We start from the raw sequence: 21,878 nt of genomic DNA, 5'->3' as shown, positions 1-21,878 counted from the left end.
CTACGATGACAGACTATGTGCTGAGCGACGCGACCCGCGCCAAATACAAGAAGATCTCGACCGCATCGATTGCCACCGCGTTGTTTAAACGCGGCCTGCGCAACCAGTTCATTCAAGGCGTCGTGCCGGTGGCGCCAAAGGCCGAAACCATGATCGGCCAGGCGTTTACGCTGCGCTATATCGTGGCGCGCGAGGACCGCAATCCGATCACCGTTTTCCGAGATCAGAAGCATCCACAACGTGTCGCCATGGAAATTTGCCCTCCCGGCCATGTGCTGGTGATGGACGCGCGCAAGGACACCCGTGCCGCCACCGCCGGCTCGATCCTGATCACCCGTCTGGCGTTGCGTGGAGCAGCGGGCGTCGTTTCAGATGGCGGTTTTCGTGATGCGGAAGGGATTGGTGCCCTCGACATGCCCGCCTATTATGCAAAACCATCGGCGCCCACCAATCTGACGCTGCATGAAGCCATCGATATCAACGTGCCGATCTCCTGCGGCGATGTGGCGGTATTTCCCGGCGATGTGCTGGTTGGCGACCGCGATGGTGTCATGGTCATTCCCGCCCATCTGGCGGACGAATTGGCCGACGAATGCACCGATATGGAAAGCTACGAGGATTTCGTCCTGGAACAGGTCAAGGCGGGGGAGGTGATCATCGGCCTTTATCCCTGCACGAAAGACGAACATCAGCATAAATACGAGGCTTGGCGCAAGGAACATGGGCGCTGAAGTTTTTTGAGGGAAAAGTAGAACCCGCTTTCCCGAAAGACAAACGACAACAGGGATATATAGCATTTCAGCGTTTCCGTTAAACGCTGAAATTCTCTGTAGATGTAATTCAAGCAAGCCGCCCAACAACGCTGAAATCAGGGCCAGTCGTGATAGTCCATATTGGTACCAAGACCGGGATTTACTGATGATTGCCGGACCATGCGCCGATAGGCTGCCGGGGAAAGGCCGGTTTTCCGTTTGAAAAAATGGCTGAAATGCGCCGGATCGCGAAAGCCCAGCGCTTCTGAAATGTCGCGTGCACTGCTATCGGAGCGCTCCAGCCGGATACGGCCCTCCTGCGCCAACCGCTCATGCACAAGCTCAATCGGCGCGCGGCCGAGATGTTTGCGGCAAAGCGCATGCAAACGGTCGGTCGAGATCCCCAGGCGAGCGGCATAATCAGCAACAGGCCGGTGATGACGATAGTCCGCCTCCACCAATTGCCGGAATTGATGCAGGATGGGCGCAGCGCCGCCGGAAGAGAGCGATGCGGCTGGCCCGGAAGGCATGGTGTGGCGCCAGACCCAGTTGATCAACAGCCGAAGATAGGCTGACACCACCATATGCGAAGGCTGTCCATCCCGGTTCAACTCGTCGATGAGGCCACGCATGTGCTGTTCCAGTCCGCTTGCCTGCTGCGGCGACAGTCCTGTCATGATCGTTGTCGTTGCGATGAACAGTCTAATAGGCTGGGATTCCGGATAATCCCCGATGGCATCCCCGATAATATCCATGGCCGCGCCGATAACATGGCCGCAGGAGCCAGCAGAAAGGCGCAGCCTTACCAGTTCCGAAGACGGTAGCAGCAGCAGGCACGGGCCTTGCAGCATCCCAGCCGTGTCGCCCGCGCCAAGCCTGACCGTACCCAGCCGAATGAAGATCAGATGGGTAAACCAACGATAGGGATGGTTGCCGATGCCGAGTGTACGTTGTGAAAGCGTTGGCTCCAGGCTCTGCCCCCAGACCCGCCGCATCAGCGCGAATTCCTCCACCATTGGGACAGTCTCCAAATTGCGGCAATTGACCAGAAATCGACAATCAGAACCCAGATATCTACATTCTTCTTTCCATGCAAATCGTTAGAGTTGCTCGCAATACATGTCTGACGCATTTTCTCACCATGAAGAATTCCAGAAAAACAGCCTGAAACAAGCTGTTTCGGATCAATGGTGAAAACGCTGTCGGGAACAGGCCTTTGGGAGGAGGCATTGCATATGGCCATGGAGCGGTCCGCAGCACCTGAAAAGTCCAGCCTGCACTGGATGGAGATGGCAAATGGCAACCCCACGCCGTTTGCTTCATCCCTGCTGATCGGCGGAAAGTCCGTCGATGCGCAAGGAGACAAGGTCTTTACCAGAGCCAATCCTCTGAGCGCGCAGATCGTCACTGTGGCTGCCGCCGCAAGTCTTGCAGATGCCGAAGATGCGGCGCTTGCCGCCGCTGCTGCCTTTCCGGAGTGGTCAACATCACCTTGCGCCATGCGCCAGACTATTCTGGAACAGGCGGCCGCCCTGCTGATCGAAGCGACCGAGATCTTCACCCGCACAATGATGGCCGAAACGGGAGCCACCCTTGATTGGTGCCGATTCAACATCGACTATGGCGCAAAGATCTTTCAGGATGCCGCCGCCATGGCCGTGCATGTGCCGGGAACGATTTGCCCGGATGATTTGGTCGTTGGCACGTCCTTTTCATTGCGGCAGCCAGCTGGCGTTTGCCTCGCGATCTCGCCTTGGAACGCACCAATCCTGCTTGCCGTTCGCTCGTTTGCCTTGGCACTGGCCTGCGGCAATTGCGTGATCCTGAAAAGCTCGGAATTGGCGCCAGCCACGCAGCGTTTGTTGGGTGATCTGCTCCAGCAAGCCGGTCTGCCCGATGGCGTTTTGAATATCATCTCTAATGCGCCTGCCGATGCAGCGGCGATTGTCGAGACCCTGATTGCCCACCCCGTTGTTCGCCGGGTCAATTTCACCGGCTCGACTCGAGTCGGCAAGATCGTTGCGCAAATCGCCGCCCGCCATTTAAAGCGCTGCCTGCTGGAACTTGGCGGCAAAGCGCCGCTGATCGTGCTTGATGATGCCGATCTCGAACAGGCCGTCCGCGCCGCAGCCTTCGGGGCTTTTTTCAATCAGGGTCAGATCTGCATGTCCACCGAGCGGATCATTCTCATCGATGCTATCGCCGATGAGTTTCTGTCGCTGTTCGTCAGCAAAGCGAAAACGATCAAGGCCGGTGATCCGGCCCTCGGCCTGACACCACTTGGTTCATTGATCTCGGTAGAATCCGGCCGGAGAATTGCCAGCATGATCGATGATGCCGTTGCCAGGGGCGCGCATGTTCTGGCAGGCGGACGCGTTCACGACACGTTGATGGATGCGACTGTTGTCGATCATGTCCTTCCCGGCATGCGGCTCTATCGTGAAGAAAGTTTCGGACCGGTCGTGTCGATTATTCGCGTCACTGACGCCGACGAGGCCGTGACAGTTGCCAATGATTGCGAATACGGCTTATCCGGCGCAGTATTCAGCCGCGACCTGCACCGCGCCCTCGACGTCGCACGGCGGGTGGAAACCGGCATTCTCCATATCAACTGCGCCACTGTGGCCGACGATCCGTCCATGCCGTTCGGAGGCGTCAAGGCCTCCGGCTATGGCCGGTTCGGCGGCGAGGCGGCGCTGGACGAGTTTACCGAATTGCGGTGGGTGAGCCTTGCCTCAGGCCCGGCAGATTATCCGATCTGAACGCACAACTCCCGCATAATGCAGCAACCGAACCAACAAAGACTGCGACAAGGGTCGCACACAAGTGGAGGAAGAAGACATGCACGAAATCCAGCAAATCATTGGTGGCAAGAAAGTTGGAGCCTTGTCGGGCAAAACGTTCGACCGGATCGATCCATTCAATGGCGAGATTGCTTCCCGCGCCCCGGCCTCTAGCCTGGACGATGTCAAGGCAGCAATTACCGCAGCCCAGGCGGCCTTCCCTGCCTGGTCACGCACTGGCCCCGGCGAAAGGCGTGCACTGCTGCTGAAAGCAGCCGACATCATGGCTTCGAAAGCGGCAGACTTCACCGCGCTGATGATCACGGAAACCGGTGCGACCGGTCCCTGGGCCGGCTTCAACACCATGCTTGCCGCTGGCGTATTGCGGGAAGCCGCCAGCATGACCAGCCAGATCCAGGGCGAAGTCATCCCCTCAGACAAGCCCGGTACATTGTCCATGGCGGTGCGCCAGGCAGCAGGCGTCTGCCTTGGCATTGCGCCCTGGAATGCACCAATCATTTTGGGCACACGCGCCATTGCCATGGCGATCGCCTGCGGCAACAGCGTCATCCTGAAGGCATCAGAAGCCTGCCCCGGCGTCCATGTCCTGATCGGCCAGGTGCTTGTGGAAGCAGGCCTGCCGGATGGCGTCATCAACGTCATAACCAATGCGCCCGAAGATGCCGCCCAGGTGGTGGAAGCGCTGGTCAGCGCACCGGAAATACGCCGCGTTAATTTCACCGGTTCGACCAAGGTCGGACGCATCATCGGCGAATTGTGTGGTCGCCACCTCAAGCCCGCCCTGCTTGAACTCGGCGGAAAAGCACCCTTCCTGGTGCTTGAGGATGCCGATATTGACGCTGCCGTCAATGCGGCGGTGTTTGGCTGCTACATGAACATGGGCCAGATCTGCATGTCCACGGAGCGGTTGATTGTCCATGAAAAGGTCGCCGACGAATTCGTGGCAAAGCTGGCCGCCCGGGCAGCCTCGCTTCCAGCTGGCGATCCGCGCGGCCATGTCGTGCTGGGCTCCCTGGTCAATCCTCAGGCCGCCATCAAAATGCAGGAATTCATCGATGATGCCGTCGGCAAGGGCGCAACCCTCGCCGCTGGCGGCAAGGTCACCGGCAGCGTGGTAGAAGCAACGCTTCTCGACCACGTCAAGGCTGGAATGCGCAGCTTTGACGAAGAGAGCTTCGGCCCCGTAAAACCGGTCATCCGGGTCAAGGACGAGGAAGAGGCCATCCGCATCGCCAATGATAGCGAATATGGCCTGTCCTCAGCGGTTTTCAGCCGCGATATCCAGCGCGCCCTGGCGATTGCGGCCCGTATCGAAGCCGGCATTTGCCATATCAACGGCCCGACCGTTGCCGATGAGGCACAAATGCCGTTTGGTGGGGTGAAAAACTCCGGTTTCGGTCGGTTTGGCGGCAAGGCGGCGATCAACGAATTCACCGACCTGCGCTGGATCACCATCGAAGATCCGAACCAGCATTACCCGTTCTGATCTGTTGGATTGAATGATAATACGAAGATTCATTGAAAATGACTCTTCGTATTCCGTTTGAAAATATCTCAAGCCTCTGACGCATTTGAGATATTTTCAATTCTTCAAGTCGAGGATGCGTCAGCATGTCAGAGACTTGGTATAAGATGGCATGCATTGTCAAAAATGCATGCCATCACACCCGCCTTGGAGCGAATAGATTACGACATCCGTGTGTGGTCCTGCTCGATGGTGCCGATCATCGCCGCTGCTGCCTCTTCGGCAAGGCCGCGCTCAATGGCAGTGACGAGCACGCGGTGGCTTTGCAACACGGCTGTGAGCTCGCAAACCTTACCGTCGCGCACAGCGGGCAAATAAGCGAGCGCATGCGACAGTTCGATCACGCCCTGCAACGCCCGCAAGAACGGATTGCTGGATGCCTCGGCGATGATCCTGTGCAGCTCGAAATCAGCCAGGCTGAAGCTTTGCGGCTCATCCAAAGCAAGCTCCATCTGCCGCAGCCAGTAATGCATCAGGCGGATCTGGTCACCGGTATGATCACGGGCAGCATCACGTGCCGCCAGCGGCTCCAGTGAGCACCGCACCTCGCCCAGTCCGCGCAGGAACTCATCATCCGGCTGGATTTCGAGATACCAGGCCAAGACCTGGCGATCATACAGATTCCAGCGGCTTTTCTTGGCAACCTTGGTGCCGACCTTGGGCCGGGCTTCCACTAGGCCCTTTGCCTCCAACGTCTTCAAGGCCTCTCGCAGCACGGTGCGCGAAACGCTGAACTCGTCCATCAGGGCAGCATCGTTGGGCAGGATGGAGCCAACCGCAAAGCGTCCGGAAATAACGCCCGCTCCGATTTCGTTGATGACGTGAGAGTGGAAATTGCGCGCCGTGATCCGCCCGGAAAGGGAGCGAAGCAGGCTGCCTGGTTCGATCATGCAGACGCCTTTTTCGTCCTCGTCCGTCCACTTCCGGCGTGAAATACCAATTTCTGCAACAGAATGAACATAAACAGCAAAGCACCAATGGCAATCTTCGTCCACCAACTGGAAAGCGTGCCTTCAAAAACAATATATGTTTGCACCAGCCCTTGCAGCATGACACCGATCAAGGTGCCGAAGATGAAACCATATCCTCCAGTCAGCAACGTGCCGCCTATCACCACCGCCGCGATGGCGTCAAGCTCGATGCCAACCGCTGCGAGCGGATAGCCAGCCGAGGTATAAAGAGAATAGACAATGCCTGCCAGGCCGGACAGGAAAGCGGAAAGCGCATAGATGCCAATTGTCACCGGCCCGGTGGGCACCCCCATCAGCGCCGCAGATACCGGATTGCCGCCGATCGCATAGACATAAGAGCCGAACCGGGTGCGGTGAGCGATAAAGCCGCAGACCAGAAACGCTGCCAGCATCAACAAACCGATGGCACTCAACCGGCCTCCGCCGGGCAGGCGAAAATAGGCCTGCGAAATGGCGCGGTAGATCGGATGATCGATGGGGATACTATCCTGGGTCAAAACCGAGGCGATGCCTCGCGCCAGAAACATCCCCGCCAGGGTGACGATAAAGGGCGGCACCTTCAGGAAATGGATAACCGCTCCCATCACCGCGCCGAAACAGGCCGAAAGCACCAGCACCAGTGGAAAGACCACAATCGGATCAAGCCCCGCATGGCTGATCAGCAGGGCGGTGATAACGCCTGTCAACCCAATGACGGCGCCGACGGACAGATCGATCCCGCCCGACAGGATAACGAAGGTCGCCCCAACAGCAGCAATGCCCAGAAAAGCATTGTCCGTCAGGAAATTGCCCAGGACACGGGTTGAAAACATGCCGGGATAGCTGATGACACAGAGCGTATAGGCGACGATGAAAATCAGGGTCGTCGCAGCGAGAGGCCGATAGCGCGGGTTCATCCTGTTTTCTCCGAAGCCTGGATTTTAGCCTGAGTGTTTTTGGGCAAGACGACGGGCCGGTGTTTCCAGAAACTGACCAGTTCGCTGACGCGGTCCGATTGCAGGACCAGGATGATGATGATCACACTGGCCTTGACGATGAGATTGAATTCCGGCGGCAGGCCTGAAACCAGAATGCCGGTATTCATCGCCTGAATGATCACTGCGCCCAGAACCGACATCGGAATGGAAAATCGACCACCCAGAAGCGACGTGCCGCCGATAACGACAGCAAGAATGGCATCCAGCTCCAGCCACAGCCCGGCATTGTTGGCATCGGCGCCGCGAATATCCGCAGCGGCGATGGTGCCGGCAATACCAGCGCACAGACCGCCAAAAGCGTAAACCGCGAGGATCAGCGCGCGACTGCGAAGCCCGGTATAATTTGCCGCCGAAAGGTTGGTACCGATCGCCTCGATGAACAGTCCAATGGCGGTGCGGCGCATGAAGATATGGGCTGACAGCATCAGCACCACGGCAATCACCACCGGCATCGGAAAGCCAAGCAGTGATCCCGTTCCCACGAAAATCAGAGCCGGATCGCTGAAGGTGACAATCGACCCGGATGTGACCAATTGCGCCAGTCCCCTGCCCGCCACCATCAGCACCAGCGTCGCCACAAAAGGCTGAATGCCGAGATAGGCCACCAGCAGACCATTCCAGAGGCCGCAGGCGAGCGCCACGGCAAGTGCTGCCGCCAAGGTCACCACCAAGGGCTGGCCTGCGACAGCGCAGGTGGCGGCAACCGCACCCGCCACGGCCATGACCGCGCCGACGGAAAGATCGACACCGCGTGTTGCAATGATGGCAGTCATGCCGATGGCGAGAATGGCAACCGGTGCGCCACGATTGAGCACATCAATCAGGCTGCCGAACAACCGGCCATCGCGCCAGGCGATATCGAAGAAGCCGGGAAACACCATCCAGTTTAACAGCAGGACGGCGATGAGCGCTGCAAATTGCGGCTTCAAGACAGAAGACATCGAGCGAATTTTCATGAGAATGCGCCTTCGGACTGGGCAGGCGTGCTGGATTGGGCGGCGATCGTCTGAACAATAACGTCAGGGGCGATATCAGCGCCATGCAGTTCGGCCACCATGGCCCGGTCCCGCATGACGACGATCCGTGATGAATAGCTCACCACCTCGTCCAGTTCTGACGAAATGACGATCAGCGCCAAACCATCCTCCCGCAGGCGGCTGATCATCCGGACGATTTCCGCATGGGCGCCTACATCGATACCGCGGGTCGGCTCGTCAAGGATCAGGAAGCGCGGATCGGTTGCCAGCCAGCGGGCCAGAATAGCCTTCTGTTGGTTGCCGCCAGACAGAAGCTTGATCGGCAATTCGGCAGACGCGGTGCGAATGTCCAGCGCCTCGATGAATTGCCCGGCGATTTCCATCTGCTCATCATAGCTCAATGTGCGCAACCAGCCGAGCTTGGCCTGCATGGCGATGATAATGTTTTCCCGAACCGAGAGATCCCCGAAAATGCCATCGGCCTTGCGATCTTCCGGGCAAAAACCAAAGCCAAGATCGATGGCCTGACGCGGCGAGCGGATCTTAAACGACGCTCCATTCAGGGTAAGCTCACCCTTGTCGGCGGAGTCGATGCCAAACATCAGCCGGGCCATTTCGGTGCGCCCCGAACCGAGCAATCCGGCCACGCCGATCACCTCACCCTTGTGGATGTTGAGGGTAAAGGGCTGCACCTTGCCGTCCAGCCCGTAGCCGGTAAATTGCATGAGGCTTTCCCCAACCTCTGCCTCGATCCCGGCGACGGCATCGTGGTGCAGGGACAAATCCTTGCCCAGCATCATCCTGACCAAGGTCGTCCGGTTGAGGGTGTCGATCGGTTGGCTGCCGACCAGCTTTCCATTGCGCAATACGGTGGCATGGTCGCATAGCTCGAAAACCTGATCCAGAAAATGGGTGATGAAGACGATGGCAAGACCCCTCGCCTTCAGGCCTCGGACGATCTCGAAAAGCTTCAGCACTTCGGAACGGTCTAGGCTTGCCGTCGGCTCGTCCAGGATCAGGACCTTGCCGGAAAGTTCGACGGCCCGGGCGATGGCAATGATCTGCTGTACGGCGACGGAAAAGGTCGCCAATTCGGCGCGAACGTCGATGTCCAGACCGTAGCCGGAAAGAATGCGGCGCGCTTCACGTTCCATGGTGCGATGATCGACCAGGCCGAAACGGCGCGGCTGGCGCCCGATGAATAGATTATCGGCCACCGTCATATTCGTCAGGAGATTGACCTCCTGATATACCGTGCCAATGCCGACTGCCTGGGCCTGCTGCGGGGTGGAAAAACTCATAGGTGCGCCATCGACAAGCACGGTCCCGCCATCAGGCGTATAAGCGCCGGTCAGGATCTTGATCAGTGTCGATTTGCCCGCGCCGTTTTCGCCCAGCAGCGCATGCACTTCACCCGGACGGAAGGCAATATCGATAGTGTGCAAGGCGACATGGGCGCCGAATGTCTTGGTAATGGCCGTCGCGGCCAGCACCGCCTGTTGGCTGATCGTCATCGTTTCACCCGGCTATGCCTGAAGATAGAAGAGCAATCCGCGTCCGGTGCAGGTATGCGCCGGACGCGGTCTCGTTTGGATATCAGTAGCCCAGGCCCTTGCGGCGCTCGTATTCACCCTTTGGATCATCCGAGGGGGTGTAGAGCTTGGACTCGGTGATGATGAATTTTTCCGGCTGCTTGCCGTCCTTGAGATACGCGGCAAGAACGTCAAATGCCGGTCCGGCCATGTTCGGGGTCAGTTCGACGGAAGCATTGGCCTCACCAGCCACCATGGCCTGAAAAATATCCGGAACGCCATCGATGGAGACGACCTTGATATCCTTGCCCGGCTTCAGACCGGCATCCTTGATTGCCTGGATACCACCGACTGCCATGTCATCATTATGAGCATACATGGCGCAAATGTCCTTGCCGCCATTTTCCGCCTTGAGGAAGCCTTCCATCACCTCCTTGCCCTTGGCGCGGGTGAAATCGCCAGTCTGGCTGCGGATGATGGAGATATTGGAATGGCCCTTGATCGCCTCTTCAAAGCCCTTCTTGCGGTTGATGGCCGGTGTAGAGCCGACGGTTCCCTGAAGCTCGACGACTTTACACGGCTTTTCTCCAACCGACTTCACCAGCCAGTCGCCGGCAACCTTGCCCTCCTTGACCTGATCGGAGGCGACCGATGTCAGATAGAGGTCTTTAGGCGCATCGATACCACGGTCCAGCAGGATCACGGGGATCTTGGCTTCCTTGGCTTCGCTCAACACGTCTTCCCAACCGGTTGCAACAACCGGCGCGACCAGGATGGCATCGACACCCTGGGCAATAAAGCCACGGATTGCCTTGATCTGATTTTCCTGTTTTTGCTGGGCATCGGCAAATTTCAAGGTAATCTTGCGCTTTTCGGCTTCCATCTTGGTGACCGATGTTTCCGCCGCGCGCCAGCCGGATTCCGAACCGATCTGCGAGAAACCAACCGTCAGATTGGCAGCCACAGCTGACGAGCAGGCAAGCGCGGTCATGCTCACGCCAAGCGCGAGTTTGCAAAGCTTATTCATGGATGTCCTCCCAAAAAAACGTCACCTCCATGACGTCTGCTTAAATTCATAAGCAGAAATATGAGAGCTGTAAAGCTGATTAGTAGTATTATATATGTTGCATTGCAGCATAGACTTTCCGCTGCACAATTACAGAATACCCCAGGCACGATAACGCCCTCGTCCGGTCAATTCGCGTAGCGGTAATTGCCGGATCAAGCCAAGCGCGCCTTGCGGGGTGACATCCAGATACTTAGCGACCAGCCCCGCCGATACGAGCGGACGCGACAGGACGAGATCGATTAGGTCGGGTAGCTTTGACGAACCGCGCTTGCCAATAGTCCGCCGCTCCAGATTACCCCGGGCCAAGAACAGCCGGTCATGTTCCTTCAAGCCCAACTGCGCGCCTTTTTCGAATGCCTCAAGAATGGCGATCAGACGCTGGGTGCGGTTGGGAGATTGGCGCTGTTCACGCGGTACAGCCCGCAATCCGACCGATAGTGCCGGAAGATGAAATTGCGCCACACCGGCCTTTTGCAGATAGGCTGCCGCCAAAAGACGGCCAAGCCAGGGACTATGCTCGCTGACCTCCTGGCTCTGCCAGGCATCGAGTAGGCAGGCTGCGGCAAGCACAGGAGGAAGCGCCTGAACATCGCCAAGCAGGGTCTGCCACTCTGCAAGCCGCGCCTCCTCATTCCAGTCCGGATCATAGACCACGGCCTGCGGATCTTCAGCACGCGTCCGCAATGGTATCTTACCGACATCCTCGAGCACGGTTTCACTTCGCTTTAAAACAGCATCGAAGCGATCCAGTTCTGCCTGAAAGGCGTCATCGACGCCCTCTTCCGTAGCAGGTTCCTCATGCATGAAGGTGGGCTGCGATATGGACAGTGTCATCTCTTGCGAGAGCCAATGGTCACGGCCTCGAAGCCGCAGCAAACCCAACGCGCTGAACGCCCAGGAAGGCTCATGCTGAACAAGTTCTCGACGGCTGCGCAAAATCAGATGGGCAATGGTCAGCTCGTGGGTGGGCGTGCGCGTGTCCATTCGGGCATCATGAAAGACCAGATCTTCCATATGAACCAATTCTCCATCTACCCATAACGAGGCAATGGCATCGGCATAATGCATTCGTTCACGTAATCCGCTTCCGACCGCTGAACGAGCAGCGCGCTCATCCAGACGCACAAGTGCTTCACCTGCCGCTGCAAGCGGCAGAACAAGCTTTTGCCAGGGCAATGAGTCGACCATGTAACGCATTGAATTTACGTTACACGAATGAGACAATGAAAAGGAAGGGGGCTTTAGCTTTCGTCAGGGATATTGCCAAAATCTACAAAAATTAGCGTCCTGACGTTTTTATAACTTTATTATGCCACGGTTGGCACCGGATGGAAAGCCCATTTTCGCTTTTCACCAGGCAATGGTGAAAAACATATGTCTACACCTTTTCATGTAGTTTACGGCAAAGGCAGAAAAACTTCTAACTTTCCGTAATGGAGTTCATCTCATGGGAACGAGCAAAAACGCATAACCTTGAGTGATGCAGTATGTTGTTTATATCGCCACGCGAGCATGATCCACTTTAAGGTATCGATTATCCGTTCACTGGAAATCTATGAATTGCATTCGGTGATTCTAATCCCTTGAGATTAAAATGAACCTTCCGTCACAACCTCGGAATGATGTCATAGCACCCTACCCTGATCGACTTCCCTTGCCGCTACGACCGCAGCGAGATCTTAGAGGTCATGATAAGGGACGACGGAAATAGTTCGCTCGGGTACAGGTCAGTTATAAGATTGAAGAAGTGCTTCTTCACAGACCGAATACGCTTACAGCGCCTACAGAATGATGCGGTTTTCGTACGCACCATGCTGTTGCACCTTGAATCACGCGAGACAGAAAGCGGATTGTCACGATTTTATTTGACACCACTTGATCCAAACGGAGCCCTTCGCGAAACTGGATCACTCTTTAGTACCGAGATTTTCATCGTCCTGAGAAAAAATCGACCCAATCACCCCGGTTTGCTCGTCGTCATTCTCCGTTGGCGACGGACCCGTGACTTTCCTTTCGGCAGCCTCAAGAAGGTTCGCCTGACTTTGGCGCAAATCGAGATGACGGAGAATATCTGCGGCGTAGACCGGATTGCTGCGAGGATCATAAAACGCGGCGACTGATACACCCATTTCCCTCCGCTGGGTTTCCAGACGAACCCGCAAGGCACGCGCTGCATCACGTGTTTCGAAAAATTGCCGCATAATATCGGCCAGTTGATCTTCATGATCGAAACGAGCCATGGACCCACTCCTGTTTTTTATTGGAGCAGTGCGCTGACACGATTCGCATGGCAAAGTCGAGGCAGACCTTAAAAAACTAGGGATGTTTTATCGTGGAGGAAAAGGAGCAACACGCTGGAGCTTTGAATCCAATTGCTTCTGCTCAGAAGAAAACCGCGCGTACGCACAACATTTCGCGCTTGGCTGAGTTATGCACTGGCAGGAGTAAAGAAGTGGTGAATTTTGCACACGCTAACCATTTTTTAGTTTGCGCACGCGCCCAGGCCACACACCCAAAACGATGCGGAACGCTTAGAGTGAATGTTGGCTTTTTTGACTTTGCATCTTTTCGAATAAACTCACCAAGAGTACCCTCTTCATTACGGCGCCGAAGGCAGTTTACTGACGTTACGGCAGACAGAAAGTCACTGTTGACAGCTGTCAACGCCGCGCATTTTCTGACGTTGACAGCTGTCAACAGCGCAAGAGCCGCCTCCTTAAAATGCGCCTCCCGCAAAACAAAAAACGACTGACCTTCTCTAATTTCCAGACGATCGAAATCTCAGCTCGGGCCAATAGAAACACGCGACGTACGCGCATCCATAGCAGCACATTCGATTACGTGAACCATAAAGGCCACAGGATCAAGCCTCCGTATAAAAGCCTGTTTAAAAGGAAACGTTCAACTCTATGAATTTAGACACCCGGCAAGCAAACGAGCAAGAACCAGACAAATTAAAGGCCGCAAAATCACGAGCACCCAACCATGGTAATCCAACGCATAGCCAACCAGAACAAGGCGCAGGGTAGGGTAGGGTAGGGTAGGGTAGGGTAGGGTATAGGAACCCATCCATAACGTCGCGTCCAATGAACAGACAACAAGATCGAAACATTTCACGCATTAAAGACAAACGACATCGCGATGAACTACGTTAAAACCGCTGTGATAAAAACTAGGGCGCTGAGTTCGACCCCAAACGATTAAGACGACAATAATCAAGAGAGGCACCACTCATGTTTATTTAGATTATCGCTATCCATCAAAAATGCCCACCAATATTCAACGTATGAACACTTCCGCCACCAGAGCGACGACACACCGAAAACCAGCTGACAACATCAACTTCATGTCAAAGCTGACCTTCATCAAGGCGCCCTTTTTCTTCCAATAGCCCCGGTGAAAACGAACCGCGCAAGACCGAAAGCTTTCGCAAAACCTATCGGCTCGTCCCTCTTATTGCGGCACTTCTTAGCTCAGCGCATAATCTATACAAGCACAGCACGACTGAAAAACAGCCACAAAGGTTCGTGACGAAGAGAGACCAAAGCTTCAATGGTTGGTGAATTAAAACATCACCTCCCAAGGGGTAGTTGTTTCAGTTTGCCCTTCGGAAAACATGGCTCAAATTCTCATAGCCTGGGACCGTCTATATCTACCGTTAAAGTTGTATTTATATCTTTACTACTTAAAGTAATTCTTCCTCACAATCTACCTTTAAGTGCTTTCTAGAAGGTCACTTGACGACATGTTATCGTTAACATACGCTAAGTTTCTGTGACTTTGGGAGGAGTAACAATGGTCGACGAAAAACTACTGGAATTTTGTGCGATCACAAAAACCTTCGGCGGAACGCGAGCCCTGTCAAATGTCTCGCTTGACCTGCGTCCCGGTGAAATCCTCGCACTGCTTGGCGAAAACGGTGCTGGAAAATCAACCCTGATCAAAACCCTCGCAGGTATTTACAAGCCAGACACGGGTGAAATCAGATTTCGTGGACAAACCTATAATCACAGGCCACCAAAGCCAAACCAGCGCCAGTCCGTTGCCTTCATTCATCAAGACCTCGGACTGATCGAATGGATGACCGTTGCCGAAAATGTCGGCCTTGCCCAAGGCTACTCACTACGCAACCGCCTTATCAATTGGAAAGCTACCGAACGGCGGACCGCCGAAGCCCTTGCGCTCGTCGGCTGCAACATCGATCCCTCCACACGTATCCAGAGCCTCACACGGACAGAAAAATCATTGGTCGCCATTGCCCGTGCGCTTGCGGTCGAAGCCGATGTTCTGGTGCTGGACGAACCGACCGCCAGCCTACCGGCTGATGAGGTTGAAAAACTCTTTGCCGCGATCCGCCCATTAAAAGAACGTGGCGTGGCGATGATCTATGTCTCACATCGCCTTGATGAAATCTTCCGCATCGCCGACCGCGTCGCCGTCTTACGGGATGGACAACTGGTTGGTGAAAAGCCCGTAAACCAAACAACGCCTGACGAATTGATCAGGATGATCGTCGGGCGCAAGGCAGACCAGCTCTTCACCAAGAGCACAAGTCCCGCAGGACCCGCCATCGTTACCGTCAGAGAACTTGCCTGCCGCGGGGCAAGGCCGGTCAATTTCGACATCCGCCAAGGTGAATTGCTCGGACTGGTCGGATTGCGCGGCGCAGGCCACGAATTGGTCGGTCGCGCCTTATTCGGCGCCGAGCCCGCCTCTGGCACCGTTGCGATCTCCGGGCGCTCCGTCGATCTCACCAATCCGTCAACAGCCATGGCCAGCGGGATCGGATTGATCGCCCGCGACAGAACAGAAGAGTCGGTCGCCATGTCCTTGAGCCTGCGGGAAAACACCTTCATCAATCCTGCCGCCTCAGGCCGCAGCCTTCTTTCCTTTCTGACCCCTGCCAAGGAAGCCGCCCAAGCCTATGCGATTGGCGCGCGCGTGGGCTTGCGGCCCAACGACCAGAGCCTTGCCATCGAAGCGCTTTCCGGCGGCAACCAGCAAAAAGTCGTCGTGGGTCGCTGGCTGGCGACAGGACGACGCCTGCTGGTGGCCGAAGATCCGACCGCCGGTGTCGATGTTGGCGCCAAGGCCGACATCTATCGGCTGATCGCCGAGGCCGTCGCAGGCGGATTGGCCGTTCTGGTGGTCTCCACCGATTTTGAAGAAATCGCCCATATCTGCCAGCGGGCGCTGGTATTTTCTCGCGGCCAGATCCTGCGAGAGTTGAGCGGGCCGGACCTGACCACAGAAGCGGTGATCGCCGCAGCCTCCGCCTCGGATGCGGCCTGAACCTGGGAGAGAACCAATGCAATCCATCGAATCCAACGCGCTGGAACCGACGCGCGCCGAGCTTTCCGGCATGAGTACCGCGCAGAAAATCCAGCGTCTGTTACCTGTTTATGGTCTCGTCATATTGACCGTGGGGCTGATCCTGCTGTTCTCCATTCTCTTGCCGCAGACCTTTCCGACCGTTCTGAACCTGCGTTCGATCATCTCCGACAAGACGATCATCGCCATCCTATCGCTGGCCGCCATGATCCCCATGGCCGCCGGACGCATTGACCTCACCATTGGCTATGGCATCGTGCTCTGGCACGTGCTGGCCATCAGCCTGCAAACTATGTTCGGCCTGCCTTGGCCGGTGGCCGTGCTGATCGTCATTGCACTCGGTGCCTTTACCGGCTTTCTCAATGGGCTTCTCGTCGAAGTCGCCAAGATCGATAGTTTCATTGCCACACTTGGTACCGGCACGGTGCTCTACGCCATCGCGCTTTGGCATACCGGCGGGCGACAGGTGGTCGGCATGTTGCCGCAAGGCTTTTACAGCCTGAATGGCACCATGGTTTTCGGCCTGCCGATTACCGGCTTCTATGTTCTGGTGCTGGCGGTGATCATGTGGCTGGTGCTCGAATACACACCGCTTGGCCGCTATGTCTACGCCATTGGCGCAAATCCAAAGGCAGCCGCGCTGAACGGCATTCCGGTTCGCCGCTTTGTCATCGGTGCCTTTGTCACGTCAGGCACACTTGCTGCGGTGGCTGGCGTGCTGCTCGCCTCCAAGCTGCGGATCGGCCAGGCCAGCGTCGGATTGGAATATCTGCTCCCGGCCCTGGTTGGCGCTTTTCTTGGGTCCACTACCATCAAGCCTGGTCGAGTCAATGTCTGGGGGACGATGATCGGCGTGATTATCCTGGCCGTCGGCATTGCCGGCATCCAGCAGATCGGCGGGTCCTTTTATGTCGAGCCATTGTTTAACGGCGTCACCCTGCTGGTCGCCATCGGTATTGCTGGCTACGCCCAACGGCGGCGCAGCCTTTCAGGTCGCATGGCACCAACCAGCACGCCTCAACCTAAACAACAATAATAGCATCCAGTTCAGTAATTTCCAGAGGGAGGAATGGACATGAAACGCAGACATATCCTGCAAGCAACCGGCGCCTTGATCCTGCTCACGGCGGGCAATGCCTGGGCCGATCCGATGGCAGAAGCCAAGGCCGTGGTCGATAAATATGCGAGCAAGGTCACGACTTGGGACGGACCGAAAAGCGCGCCGAAACCACAACCGGGAAAAACCATCGTTGTTCTCGCCGGCGATCTGAAAAACGGTGGTATCCTGGGTGTCAGCAATGGCGTCGAGGAAGCTGCAAAGGCCATCGGCTGGAAGGTCAAGGTGCTGGATGGCGCAGGCTCGATTGGCGGCCGCACCGCAGCCTTCGGTCAGGCAATGGCCTTGAAACCGGACGCCATCATTATCGACGGTTTCGATGCTGTAGAACAGGCACCGGCGCTGGAACAGGCGAAAGCCAACAAAGTCCCGCTGGTCGCCTGGCATGCTGGCCCAACCATTGGTCCGGACGAAAAGAACGGCCTTTTCGCCAATATCAGCACTGACGCCATGGAAGTGTCGAAAGCTGCCGCCAACTGGGCCTATGTCGATGCCAAGGGCAAGCCGGGCGTCATCATATTTACCGACTCGACCTATGCGATCGCCATCGCCAAGGCTGACAAGATGAAGGCCGAAATCGAGCGGCTGGGCGGCAAGGTTCTGGCCTATGTCGATACGCCGATTGCCGAAACTTCGCAGCGCATGCCGCAGCTGACCACCTCGCTGTTGCAGAAATACGGCGACAGCTGGACCCATTCGCTGGCCATCAACGACCTATACTTCGACTTCATGGGGCCATCGCTCGCCTCGGCAGGGAAGGGGGGAACCGATGCGCCGATCAATGTTGCCGCAGGGGATGGCTCCGAATCCGCCTATCAGCGCATCCGCGCCGGTCAGTACCAAAAGGTTACAGTGGCCGAACCCTTGAACCTGCAAGGCTGGCAATTGGTGGATGAGCTGAACCGCGCCCTCAACGGCGAAAAATGGTCCGGCTATATGTCACCGCTGCATGTGGTAACCGCCGACAATGTCGAATTCGATGGCGGACCGAAAAACAGCTTCGATCCCGACAATGGCTATCGGGACGCCTATAAGAAGATCTGGAGCAAATGAGCTGAAAAACACGCCATGCGCCTTCACCGGCGCATGGCTTTACCATCACAAACTGCTGTCACGCAGGATGAGTTCAGGCGTGATGGTGATGTTTCCCGCCAATGGCCGCCCGTCCAGCAGATCCAGGATCAGCCGCGCCGCCTTTTCGCCAATGTCACGGGAAAAGGCATTGATCGTAGTAATCGTCGGCACGGAAATCGCACCGATTTCATAATTGCCGAACCCGGCAATAGCGATCCCCTCTGGCACGGCGATGCCGCGCCGCTGACATTCCGTCAAAGCGCCGAATGCCGACAGGTCGGATACACAAATCACCGCTTCAGTATCCGGCAGGGTTTCCAGCAGCCGCGTCATCGCATTCGCCCCTTCGCGCATCGAGATCGGCGGCGGACCAGCGGCGATCAACCGCGATGCATCCAGCCCGTGGCGGTTCATTGCGGCAATAAACCCATTGCGGCGATCGCTACCGCGTGTGTCACGCCCGACATCCCCGCCGATGAAGGCCAGTCGCCGATAGCCGACGGCAACGAAATGATCGACCATGGCGCAAACCGCACCGGCATTGGAAAAGCCGACATAGTGACCAATCGGCTCGGAGGGGACATCCCAGGTTTCGATCACTGGAATATGGGCATTGGCGAGCAATTTGCGGGCGCGGGGCGTATGCTTGCCACCGGTCACTACAATGGCTTGCGGCTTGCGGCGCAGCAATTGCTCGATCAGCCGCTCCTCTTCCTGCATATCGTAATTGGTATAACCAAGCAGGATTTGCATCTTCCGGGTGGCGAGAGTTTCCGAGAGACCGCCAACCGTATCGGCAAAATTGGCATTGTTGATCGAGGGAATGGTGACCGCAACAAAATCCGAGCGCTGCGATCTCAGATTGGAGGCAGTGGAATCGAATACATAGCCGAGATCTTCTGCCGCTTGCAGAATGGCATCGCGGGTTTCCTTGCTGATCAGGCTATCGGTCTTGAAGGCCCGCGACACCGTCATCGGCGACACTCCCGTGACGCGGGCAATGTCGGCCATGGTTGGCGGTTTGCGGAAATCAGTCACCCAATGGCCCCCTTTATGGTTATCAGCGTGTTACACTGCGTTTATAAGGTGCGTAAAAGCCAGCTAAAAGCTTTTCCCATCGGCAAACCCACCCCAAACAGGGGAGGGGAAGCCACAAGCGCATGGTCAAAGCGCGAATTCGTTGGCAAGCGTCACGTGATGATGGATACGGCCATCGAAGAACTGCGAGAGCACCGCTTCTGTTGCCGCACGAGCTTCGGCGCGGACCGGGCTGGCCAACGCGGCCTCGACCGCCTCCATATCCGGATAGTTGATCGCCAGTATCATCGGAAATTCCGGCGCGCCATCATCACGGGCCTCGGCAAAGGACACCCTGACGTCAATCGCCTTTGGAAACTGTTTCCATTTTGGCAAGATGGTATCGAGAACAGCAGCCCGGAAGGCCTCCGTCTGCCCCGGCCTTACCGTACCTTCAAACAAGGCGTAACGTGTGATCATCAGGAGGTCTCCCTTTTTGCTCCGGTGAAAAATTCCATCAACATCGCCTGGTCTTCTCCACCCAGGCCCGCCGCTGTCAGCATACGATGCACCTCGGCGCAGATTGCCGTCAGCGGCATGGCCGTATTGGTTCGTCGCGCCAGATCCTGCGCGCCGTTCAGGTCCTTGACCATATTGTCGATCCGGCCCGTGCGGCGATAATCCTTGGTGACATAACGTGGCATATATTCCTGAAGGATGGCGCTATCGGCGCGGCCGCCCTTCAATGCCTGCGGGATTTTCGCGGCATCAACTCCAGCGTCCAGCGCCAATTGCGTCGCCTCGGCCACGGCCAGAAAATTCAAGCCACACAGCACCTGATTGATCAGCTTGGTGGTTTGGCCAGCACCCACCGGACCCATATGCGTATAATTGGATGCGACATGCTGCAAAACCTGATGCGCATCGGCCACGTCCTGCTCTGTCCCGCCAGCCATCAACGTCAATTCACCAATCGCCGCCTTGGGTGCCCCGCCAGAAAGCGGGCTATCGACCCAGCGCAGACCCTTTTCCGCCGCATCCCCAGCCAATTGCCGGGTTGCCTCCGGGTCGATGGAGGACATGTCGATAATCAAGGTGCCGGGTTTTGCCCCCTCGGCCACTCCGTCCTTGCCGAACACGGCGGCTCGAATGATGTGCGGCGCATTGAGGCTGAGAATAACATAGTCGGAGCGCGATGCAGCTTCCGCCGCTGTCTTTGCAGACGTCGCGCCAAGCGCGGTCAACTCCGCCACCTTTTCAGCATTGAGGTCGAAGACAGTCAGTTGGTTGCCGGTTTCAACCAGCCTTCTACCAATTGCGCCGCCCATCGCGCCCGCGCCGATCAGCGCCACTGTGTTGGTCATGATCATTCCTCCCCTATGGCCGAAACAATCGCCGCTACCAGACTGTCAAGCGGCTGATCGATATCGACGGTCACCGCATGTTCATCGGCCCCCGGCGGCTCAAGCGCTGCAAATTGGCTGTCGAGCAGCGAAGCGGGCATGAAATGCCCTGGTCGCTCGGTGACACGTCTGGCAATCACGGCATGGCTGCCAGCCAGATGGATGAAACGCACAGAACCACAAGCCTTTTCCCTGATCCTGTCGCGGTACGCCCGCTTCAACGCCGAACACCCGATAATGGTTATGCCTTGTTCCCCGGCAAGGCGTGTTCCAACCGCATCCAACCATGGCCATCGATCCGCGTCGTCAAGCGGAATACCCGCCTGCATCCGGGCAATATTTTGCGGCGGATGCAGATCGTCGCCGTCGATATAGACCGCCCCGAGCCTTGCCGCCAATGCGGCGCCAACGGAGGATTTACCGCAGCCTGAGACACCCATAAGTACCAGTTTCATCACGGCATTGCTCCTAGAGCGAGGCGGTGATGCCGCCATCGACATACAGAACATGGCCGTTGACGAAGGACGAGGCTCCAGACGCCAGGAAGATGCAGGCACCCACCAGTTCCTCAACCTTGCCCCAGCGCCCGGCAGGCGTGCGCTTTTCCAGCCAGGTCGAGAAATCAGGATCGGCAACCAGCGCAGCATTCAGCGGCGTATCGAAATAGCCGGGCGCGATGGCGTTGCATTGCAGCCCATATTTCGCCCAATCGGTCGCCATGCCCTTGGTGAGATTGCCGACCGCGCCTTTGGTGGCCGTGTAAGGGGCAATCGATGGCCGGGCCAGCGCCGTCTGCACACTGGCAATGTTGATGATCTTGCCAGCGCCGCGCTTGATCATGTGGCGGGCCGCAGCTTGGCCGACATTGAAGACGCTGGAAATATTGGTGCGCAGCAGCCGCTCGAAAGCATCTGCCGGAAACTCTTCCAGAGGGCCGCGAAACTGCATTCCGGCATTGTTGACGAGAATGTCGATCGGCCCTTTGGTGGCCTCAAAACCATCAACAGCATCCCGCGACGCCTGATGATCGGTGACGTCGAAAGCCAGAATATCACAGCCATCGCCGATCTGGGCGGCGGCGGAGGCAAGCTTGCCTTCATCGCGTCCATTCACGATCACGGTCGCGCCCGCCGCCCGCAAACCTTGCGCCAAGGCAAAGCCAATGCCTTGCGAAGACCCTGTCACCAACGCGCGACGACCCGTCAGATCGAAAAGACCAAGCGACATGGCATCCTCCACTTTTATCTCGACAACATTTGTTGAACCTGTTTATGTTATCGATAACATTGCCTGTCAAGTTTTTTAGAACAGGTTCATCAAGGAGAGGAA

At 56.8% G+C, this 21,878-nt stretch carries 19 protein-coding genes; 6 read left to right on the top strand and 13 right to left on the bottom strand.

What is annotated here, in order from left to right; genetic code table 11:
* Positions 1 to 5 precede the first annotated feature (5 nt).
* Positions 6 to 731 (top strand): ribonuclease activity regulator RraA, encoded by a 726-nt coding sequence (locus tag FS819_RS18405; protein ID WP_156549798.1) that lies wholly within the window; start codon positions 6 to 8, stop codon positions 729 to 731.
* A 137-nt stretch (positions 732 to 868) separates the two neighbouring features.
* Here the strand turns inward: FS819_RS18405 and FS819_RS18400 are convergent, their stop codons facing one another.
* Positions 869 to 1,768 (bottom strand): helix-turn-helix transcriptional regulator, encoded by a 900-nt coding sequence (locus tag FS819_RS18400; RefSeq protein WP_156549795.1) that lies wholly within the window; start codon positions 1,766 to 1,768, stop codon positions 869 to 871.
* A 219-nt stretch (positions 1,769 to 1,987) separates the two neighbouring features.
* Here FS819_RS18400 and FS819_RS18395 point away from each other — a divergent pair, with 219 nt between their 5' ends.
* Positions 1,988 to 3,514 (top strand): aldehyde dehydrogenase, encoded by a 1,527-nt coding sequence (locus FS819_RS18395; RefSeq protein ID WP_156549794.1) that lies wholly within the window; start codon positions 1,988 to 1,990, stop codon positions 3,512 to 3,514.
* A 79-nt stretch (positions 3,515 to 3,593) separates the two neighbouring features.
* Positions 3,594 to 5,042, top strand: coding sequence for an aldehyde dehydrogenase (locus FS819_RS18390; protein WP_156549792.1), 1,449 nt, complete (start codon positions 3,594 to 3,596; stop codon positions 5,040 to 5,042).
* A gap of 200 nt (positions 5,043 to 5,242) precedes the next feature.
* Here the strand turns inward: FS819_RS18390 and FS819_RS18385 are convergent, their stop codons facing one another.
* The 7 genes from FS819_RS18385 to FS819_RS18355 form a co-directional block, all read right to left on the bottom strand.
* Positions 5,243 to 5,971 carry a FadR/GntR family transcriptional regulator gene (locus tag FS819_RS18385; protein WP_156549790.1) on the bottom strand — a complete coding sequence of 243 codons (729 nt, stop codon included), beginning with the start codon at positions 5,969 to 5,971 and terminating at the stop codon, positions 5,243 to 5,245.
* Complete coding sequence (gene yjfF, locus FS819_RS18380) at positions 5,968 to 6,948, bottom strand: galactofuranose ABC transporter, permease protein YjfF (RefSeq protein ID WP_071207017.1); 981 nt, start codon at positions 6,946 to 6,948, stop codon at positions 5,968 to 5,970. Before yjfF ends, FS819_RS18385 begins: the two co-directional genes overlap by 4 nt.
* Positions 6,945 to 7,985, bottom strand: a complete 1,041-nt coding sequence (locus tag FS819_RS18375) for an ABC transporter permease (RefSeq protein WP_156549788.1) — start codon at positions 7,983 to 7,985, stop codon at positions 6,945 to 6,947. Before FS819_RS18375 ends, yjfF begins: the two co-directional genes overlap by 4 nt.
* Positions 7,982 to 9,520, bottom strand: coding sequence for a sugar ABC transporter ATP-binding protein (locus FS819_RS18370; RefSeq protein ID WP_156549786.1), 1,539 nt, complete (start codon positions 9,518 to 9,520; stop codon positions 7,982 to 7,984). The genes FS819_RS18375 and FS819_RS18370 overlap by 4 nt, the downstream gene beginning before the upstream one ends.
* An 82-nt stretch (positions 9,521 to 9,602) precedes the next feature.
* Positions 9,603 to 10,565, bottom strand: coding sequence for a galactofuranose ABC transporter, galactofuranose-binding protein YtfQ (gene ytfQ / locus FS819_RS18365; protein ID WP_156549784.1), 963 nt, complete (start codon positions 10,563 to 10,565; stop codon positions 9,603 to 9,605).
* A 129-nt stretch (positions 10,566 to 10,694) separates the two neighbouring features.
* The gene (locus FS819_RS18360; protein WP_197434127.1) at positions 10,695 to 11,804 is read right to left on the bottom strand and encodes an RHE_PE00001 family protein; all 1,110 of its coding nucleotides are present in this window, start codon (positions 11,802 to 11,804) and stop codon (positions 10,695 to 10,697) included.
* Between the two features lie 710 nt (positions 11,805 to 12,514).
* Positions 12,515 to 12,847: a hypothetical protein gene (locus FS819_RS18355; RefSeq protein WP_156549781.1), complete on the bottom strand. Its 333-nt coding sequence runs from the start codon at positions 12,845 to 12,847 to the stop codon at positions 12,515 to 12,517.
* Positions 12,848 to 14,402: 1,555 nt separating this feature from the next.
* Between FS819_RS18355 and FS819_RS18350 the strand changes: the two genes are divergently transcribed.
* Genes FS819_RS18350 through FS819_RS18340 form a run of 3 tightly spaced genes read left to right on the top strand, consistent with a single transcriptional unit; the run spans position 14,403 to position 18,108 of the window.
* Positions 14,403 to 15,899, top strand: a complete 1,497-nt coding sequence (locus FS819_RS18350) for a sugar ABC transporter ATP-binding protein (protein ID WP_156549779.1) — start codon at positions 14,403 to 14,405, stop codon at positions 15,897 to 15,899.
* 16 nt (positions 15,900 to 15,915) lie between these two features.
* Positions 15,916 to 16,974, top strand: coding sequence for an ABC transporter permease (locus FS819_RS18345; protein WP_156549772.1), 1,059 nt, complete (start codon positions 15,916 to 15,918; stop codon positions 16,972 to 16,974).
* Positions 16,975 to 17,013: 39 nt separating this feature from the next.
* Positions 17,014 to 18,108 (top strand): ABC transporter substrate-binding protein, encoded by a 1,095-nt coding sequence (locus tag FS819_RS18340; protein WP_156549770.1) that lies wholly within the window; start codon positions 17,014 to 17,016, stop codon positions 18,106 to 18,108.
* A 45-nt stretch (positions 18,109 to 18,153) separates the two neighbouring features.
* Here FS819_RS18340 and FS819_RS18335 read toward each other — a convergent pair whose 3' ends face one another.
* From FS819_RS18335 to FS819_RS18315, 5 genes are all read right to left on the bottom strand, one after another.
* Positions 18,154 to 19,140: a LacI family DNA-binding transcriptional regulator gene (locus tag FS819_RS18335; RefSeq protein ID WP_156549954.1), complete on the bottom strand. Its 987-nt coding sequence runs from the start codon at positions 19,138 to 19,140 to the stop codon at positions 18,154 to 18,156.
* 153 nt (positions 19,141 to 19,293) lie between these two features.
* Positions 19,294 to 19,626: a hypothetical protein gene (locus FS819_RS18330; RefSeq protein WP_156549768.1), complete on the bottom strand. Its 333-nt coding sequence runs from the start codon at positions 19,624 to 19,626 to the stop codon at positions 19,294 to 19,296.
* Positions 19,626 to 20,510 (bottom strand): NAD(P)-dependent oxidoreductase, encoded by an 885-nt coding sequence (locus FS819_RS18325; protein ID WP_156549766.1) that lies wholly within the window; start codon positions 20,508 to 20,510, stop codon positions 19,626 to 19,628. Before FS819_RS18325 ends, FS819_RS18330 begins: the two co-directional genes overlap by 1 nt.
* A gap of 2 nt (positions 20,511 to 20,512) precedes the next feature.
* Positions 20,513 to 21,004 (bottom strand): gluconokinase, encoded by a 492-nt coding sequence (locus FS819_RS18320; RefSeq protein WP_234624695.1) that lies wholly within the window; start codon positions 21,002 to 21,004, stop codon positions 20,513 to 20,515.
* A 13-nt stretch (positions 21,005 to 21,017) separates the two neighbouring features.
* Positions 21,018 to 21,776: an SDR family oxidoreductase gene (locus FS819_RS18315; protein WP_156549763.1), complete on the bottom strand. Its 759-nt coding sequence runs from the start codon at positions 21,774 to 21,776 to the stop codon at positions 21,018 to 21,020.
* Positions 21,777 to 21,878: the final 102 nt, after the last annotated feature.

It is taken from the genome of Allorhizobium sp. Av2, assembly GCF_021462805.2.
GTDB classification, from domain to species: Bacteria; Pseudomonadota; Alphaproteobacteria; order Rhizobiales; family Rhizobiaceae; genus Allorhizobium; species Allorhizobium vitis_G.
Note: the sequence above shows the minus strand (reverse complement) of the source record. Positions and strands in the feature narration are given on the sequence as shown.

Coding starts and splice junctions, on each gene's coding strand:
- FS819_RS18325 (WP_156549766.1), bottom strand. CDS start 20,510: ATGACCAACACAGTGGCGCTGATCGGCGCGGGCGCGATGGGCGGCGCA.
- FS819_RS18340 (WP_156549770.1), top strand. CDS start 17,014: ATGAAACGCAGACATATCCTGCAAGCAACCGGCGCCTTGATCCTGCTC.
- FS819_RS18400 (WP_156549795.1), bottom strand. CDS start 1,768: ATGGTGGAGGAATTCGCGCTGATGCGGCGGGTCTGGGGGCAGAGCCTG.
- FS819_RS18375 (WP_156549788.1), bottom strand. CDS start 7,985: ATGAAAATTCGCTCGATGTCTTCTGTCTTGAAGCCGCAATTTGCAGCG.
- FS819_RS18395 (WP_156549794.1), top strand. CDS start 1,988: ATGGCCATGGAGCGGTCCGCAGCACCTGAAAAGTCCAGCCTGCACTGG.
- FS819_RS18385 (WP_156549790.1), bottom strand. CDS start 5,971: ATGATCGAACCAGGCAGCCTGCTTCGCTCCCTTTCCGGGCGGATCACG.
- FS819_RS18370 (WP_156549786.1), bottom strand. CDS start 9,520: ATGACGATCAGCCAACAGGCGGTGCTGGCCGCGACGGCCATTACCAAG.
- FS819_RS18360 (WP_197434127.1), bottom strand. CDS start 11,804: ATGCGTTACATGGTCGACTCATTGCCCTGGCAAAAGCTTGTTCTGCCG.
- FS819_RS18350 (WP_156549779.1), top strand. CDS start 14,403: ATGGTCGACGAAAAACTACTGGAATTTTGTGCGATCACAAAAACCTTC.
- FS819_RS18320 (WP_234624695.1), bottom strand. CDS start 21,004: ATGAAACTGGTACTTATGGGTGTCTCAGGCTGCGGTAAATCCTCCGTT.
- FS819_RS18390 (WP_156549792.1), top strand. CDS start 3,594: ATGCACGAAATCCAGCAAATCATTGGTGGCAAGAAAGTTGGAGCCTTG.
- FS819_RS18405 (WP_156549798.1), top strand. CDS start 6: ATGACAGACTATGTGCTGAGCGACGCGACCCGCGCCAAATACAAGAAG.
- FS819_RS18345 (WP_156549772.1), top strand. CDS start 15,916: ATGCAATCCATCGAATCCAACGCGCTGGAACCGACGCGCGCCGAGCTT.
- FS819_RS18335 (WP_156549954.1), bottom strand. CDS start 19,140: ATGGCCGACATTGCCCGCGTCACGGGAGTGTCGCCGATGACGGTGTCG.
- ytfQ (WP_156549784.1), bottom strand. CDS start 10,565: ATGAATAAGCTTTGCAAACTCGCGCTTGGCGTGAGCATGACCGCGCTT.
- FS819_RS18315 (WP_156549763.1), bottom strand. CDS start 21,776: ATGTCGCTTGGTCTTTTCGATCTGACGGGTCGTCGCGCGTTGGTGACA.
- yjfF (WP_071207017.1), bottom strand. CDS start 6,948: ATGAACCCGCGCTATCGGCCTCTCGCTGCGACGACCCTGATTTTCATC.
- FS819_RS18355 (WP_156549781.1), bottom strand. CDS start 12,847: ATGGCTCGTTTCGATCATGAAGATCAACTGGCCGATATTATGCGGCAA.
- FS819_RS18330 (WP_156549768.1), bottom strand. CDS start 19,626: ATGATCACACGTTACGCCTTGTTTGAAGGTACGGTAAGGCCGGGGCAG.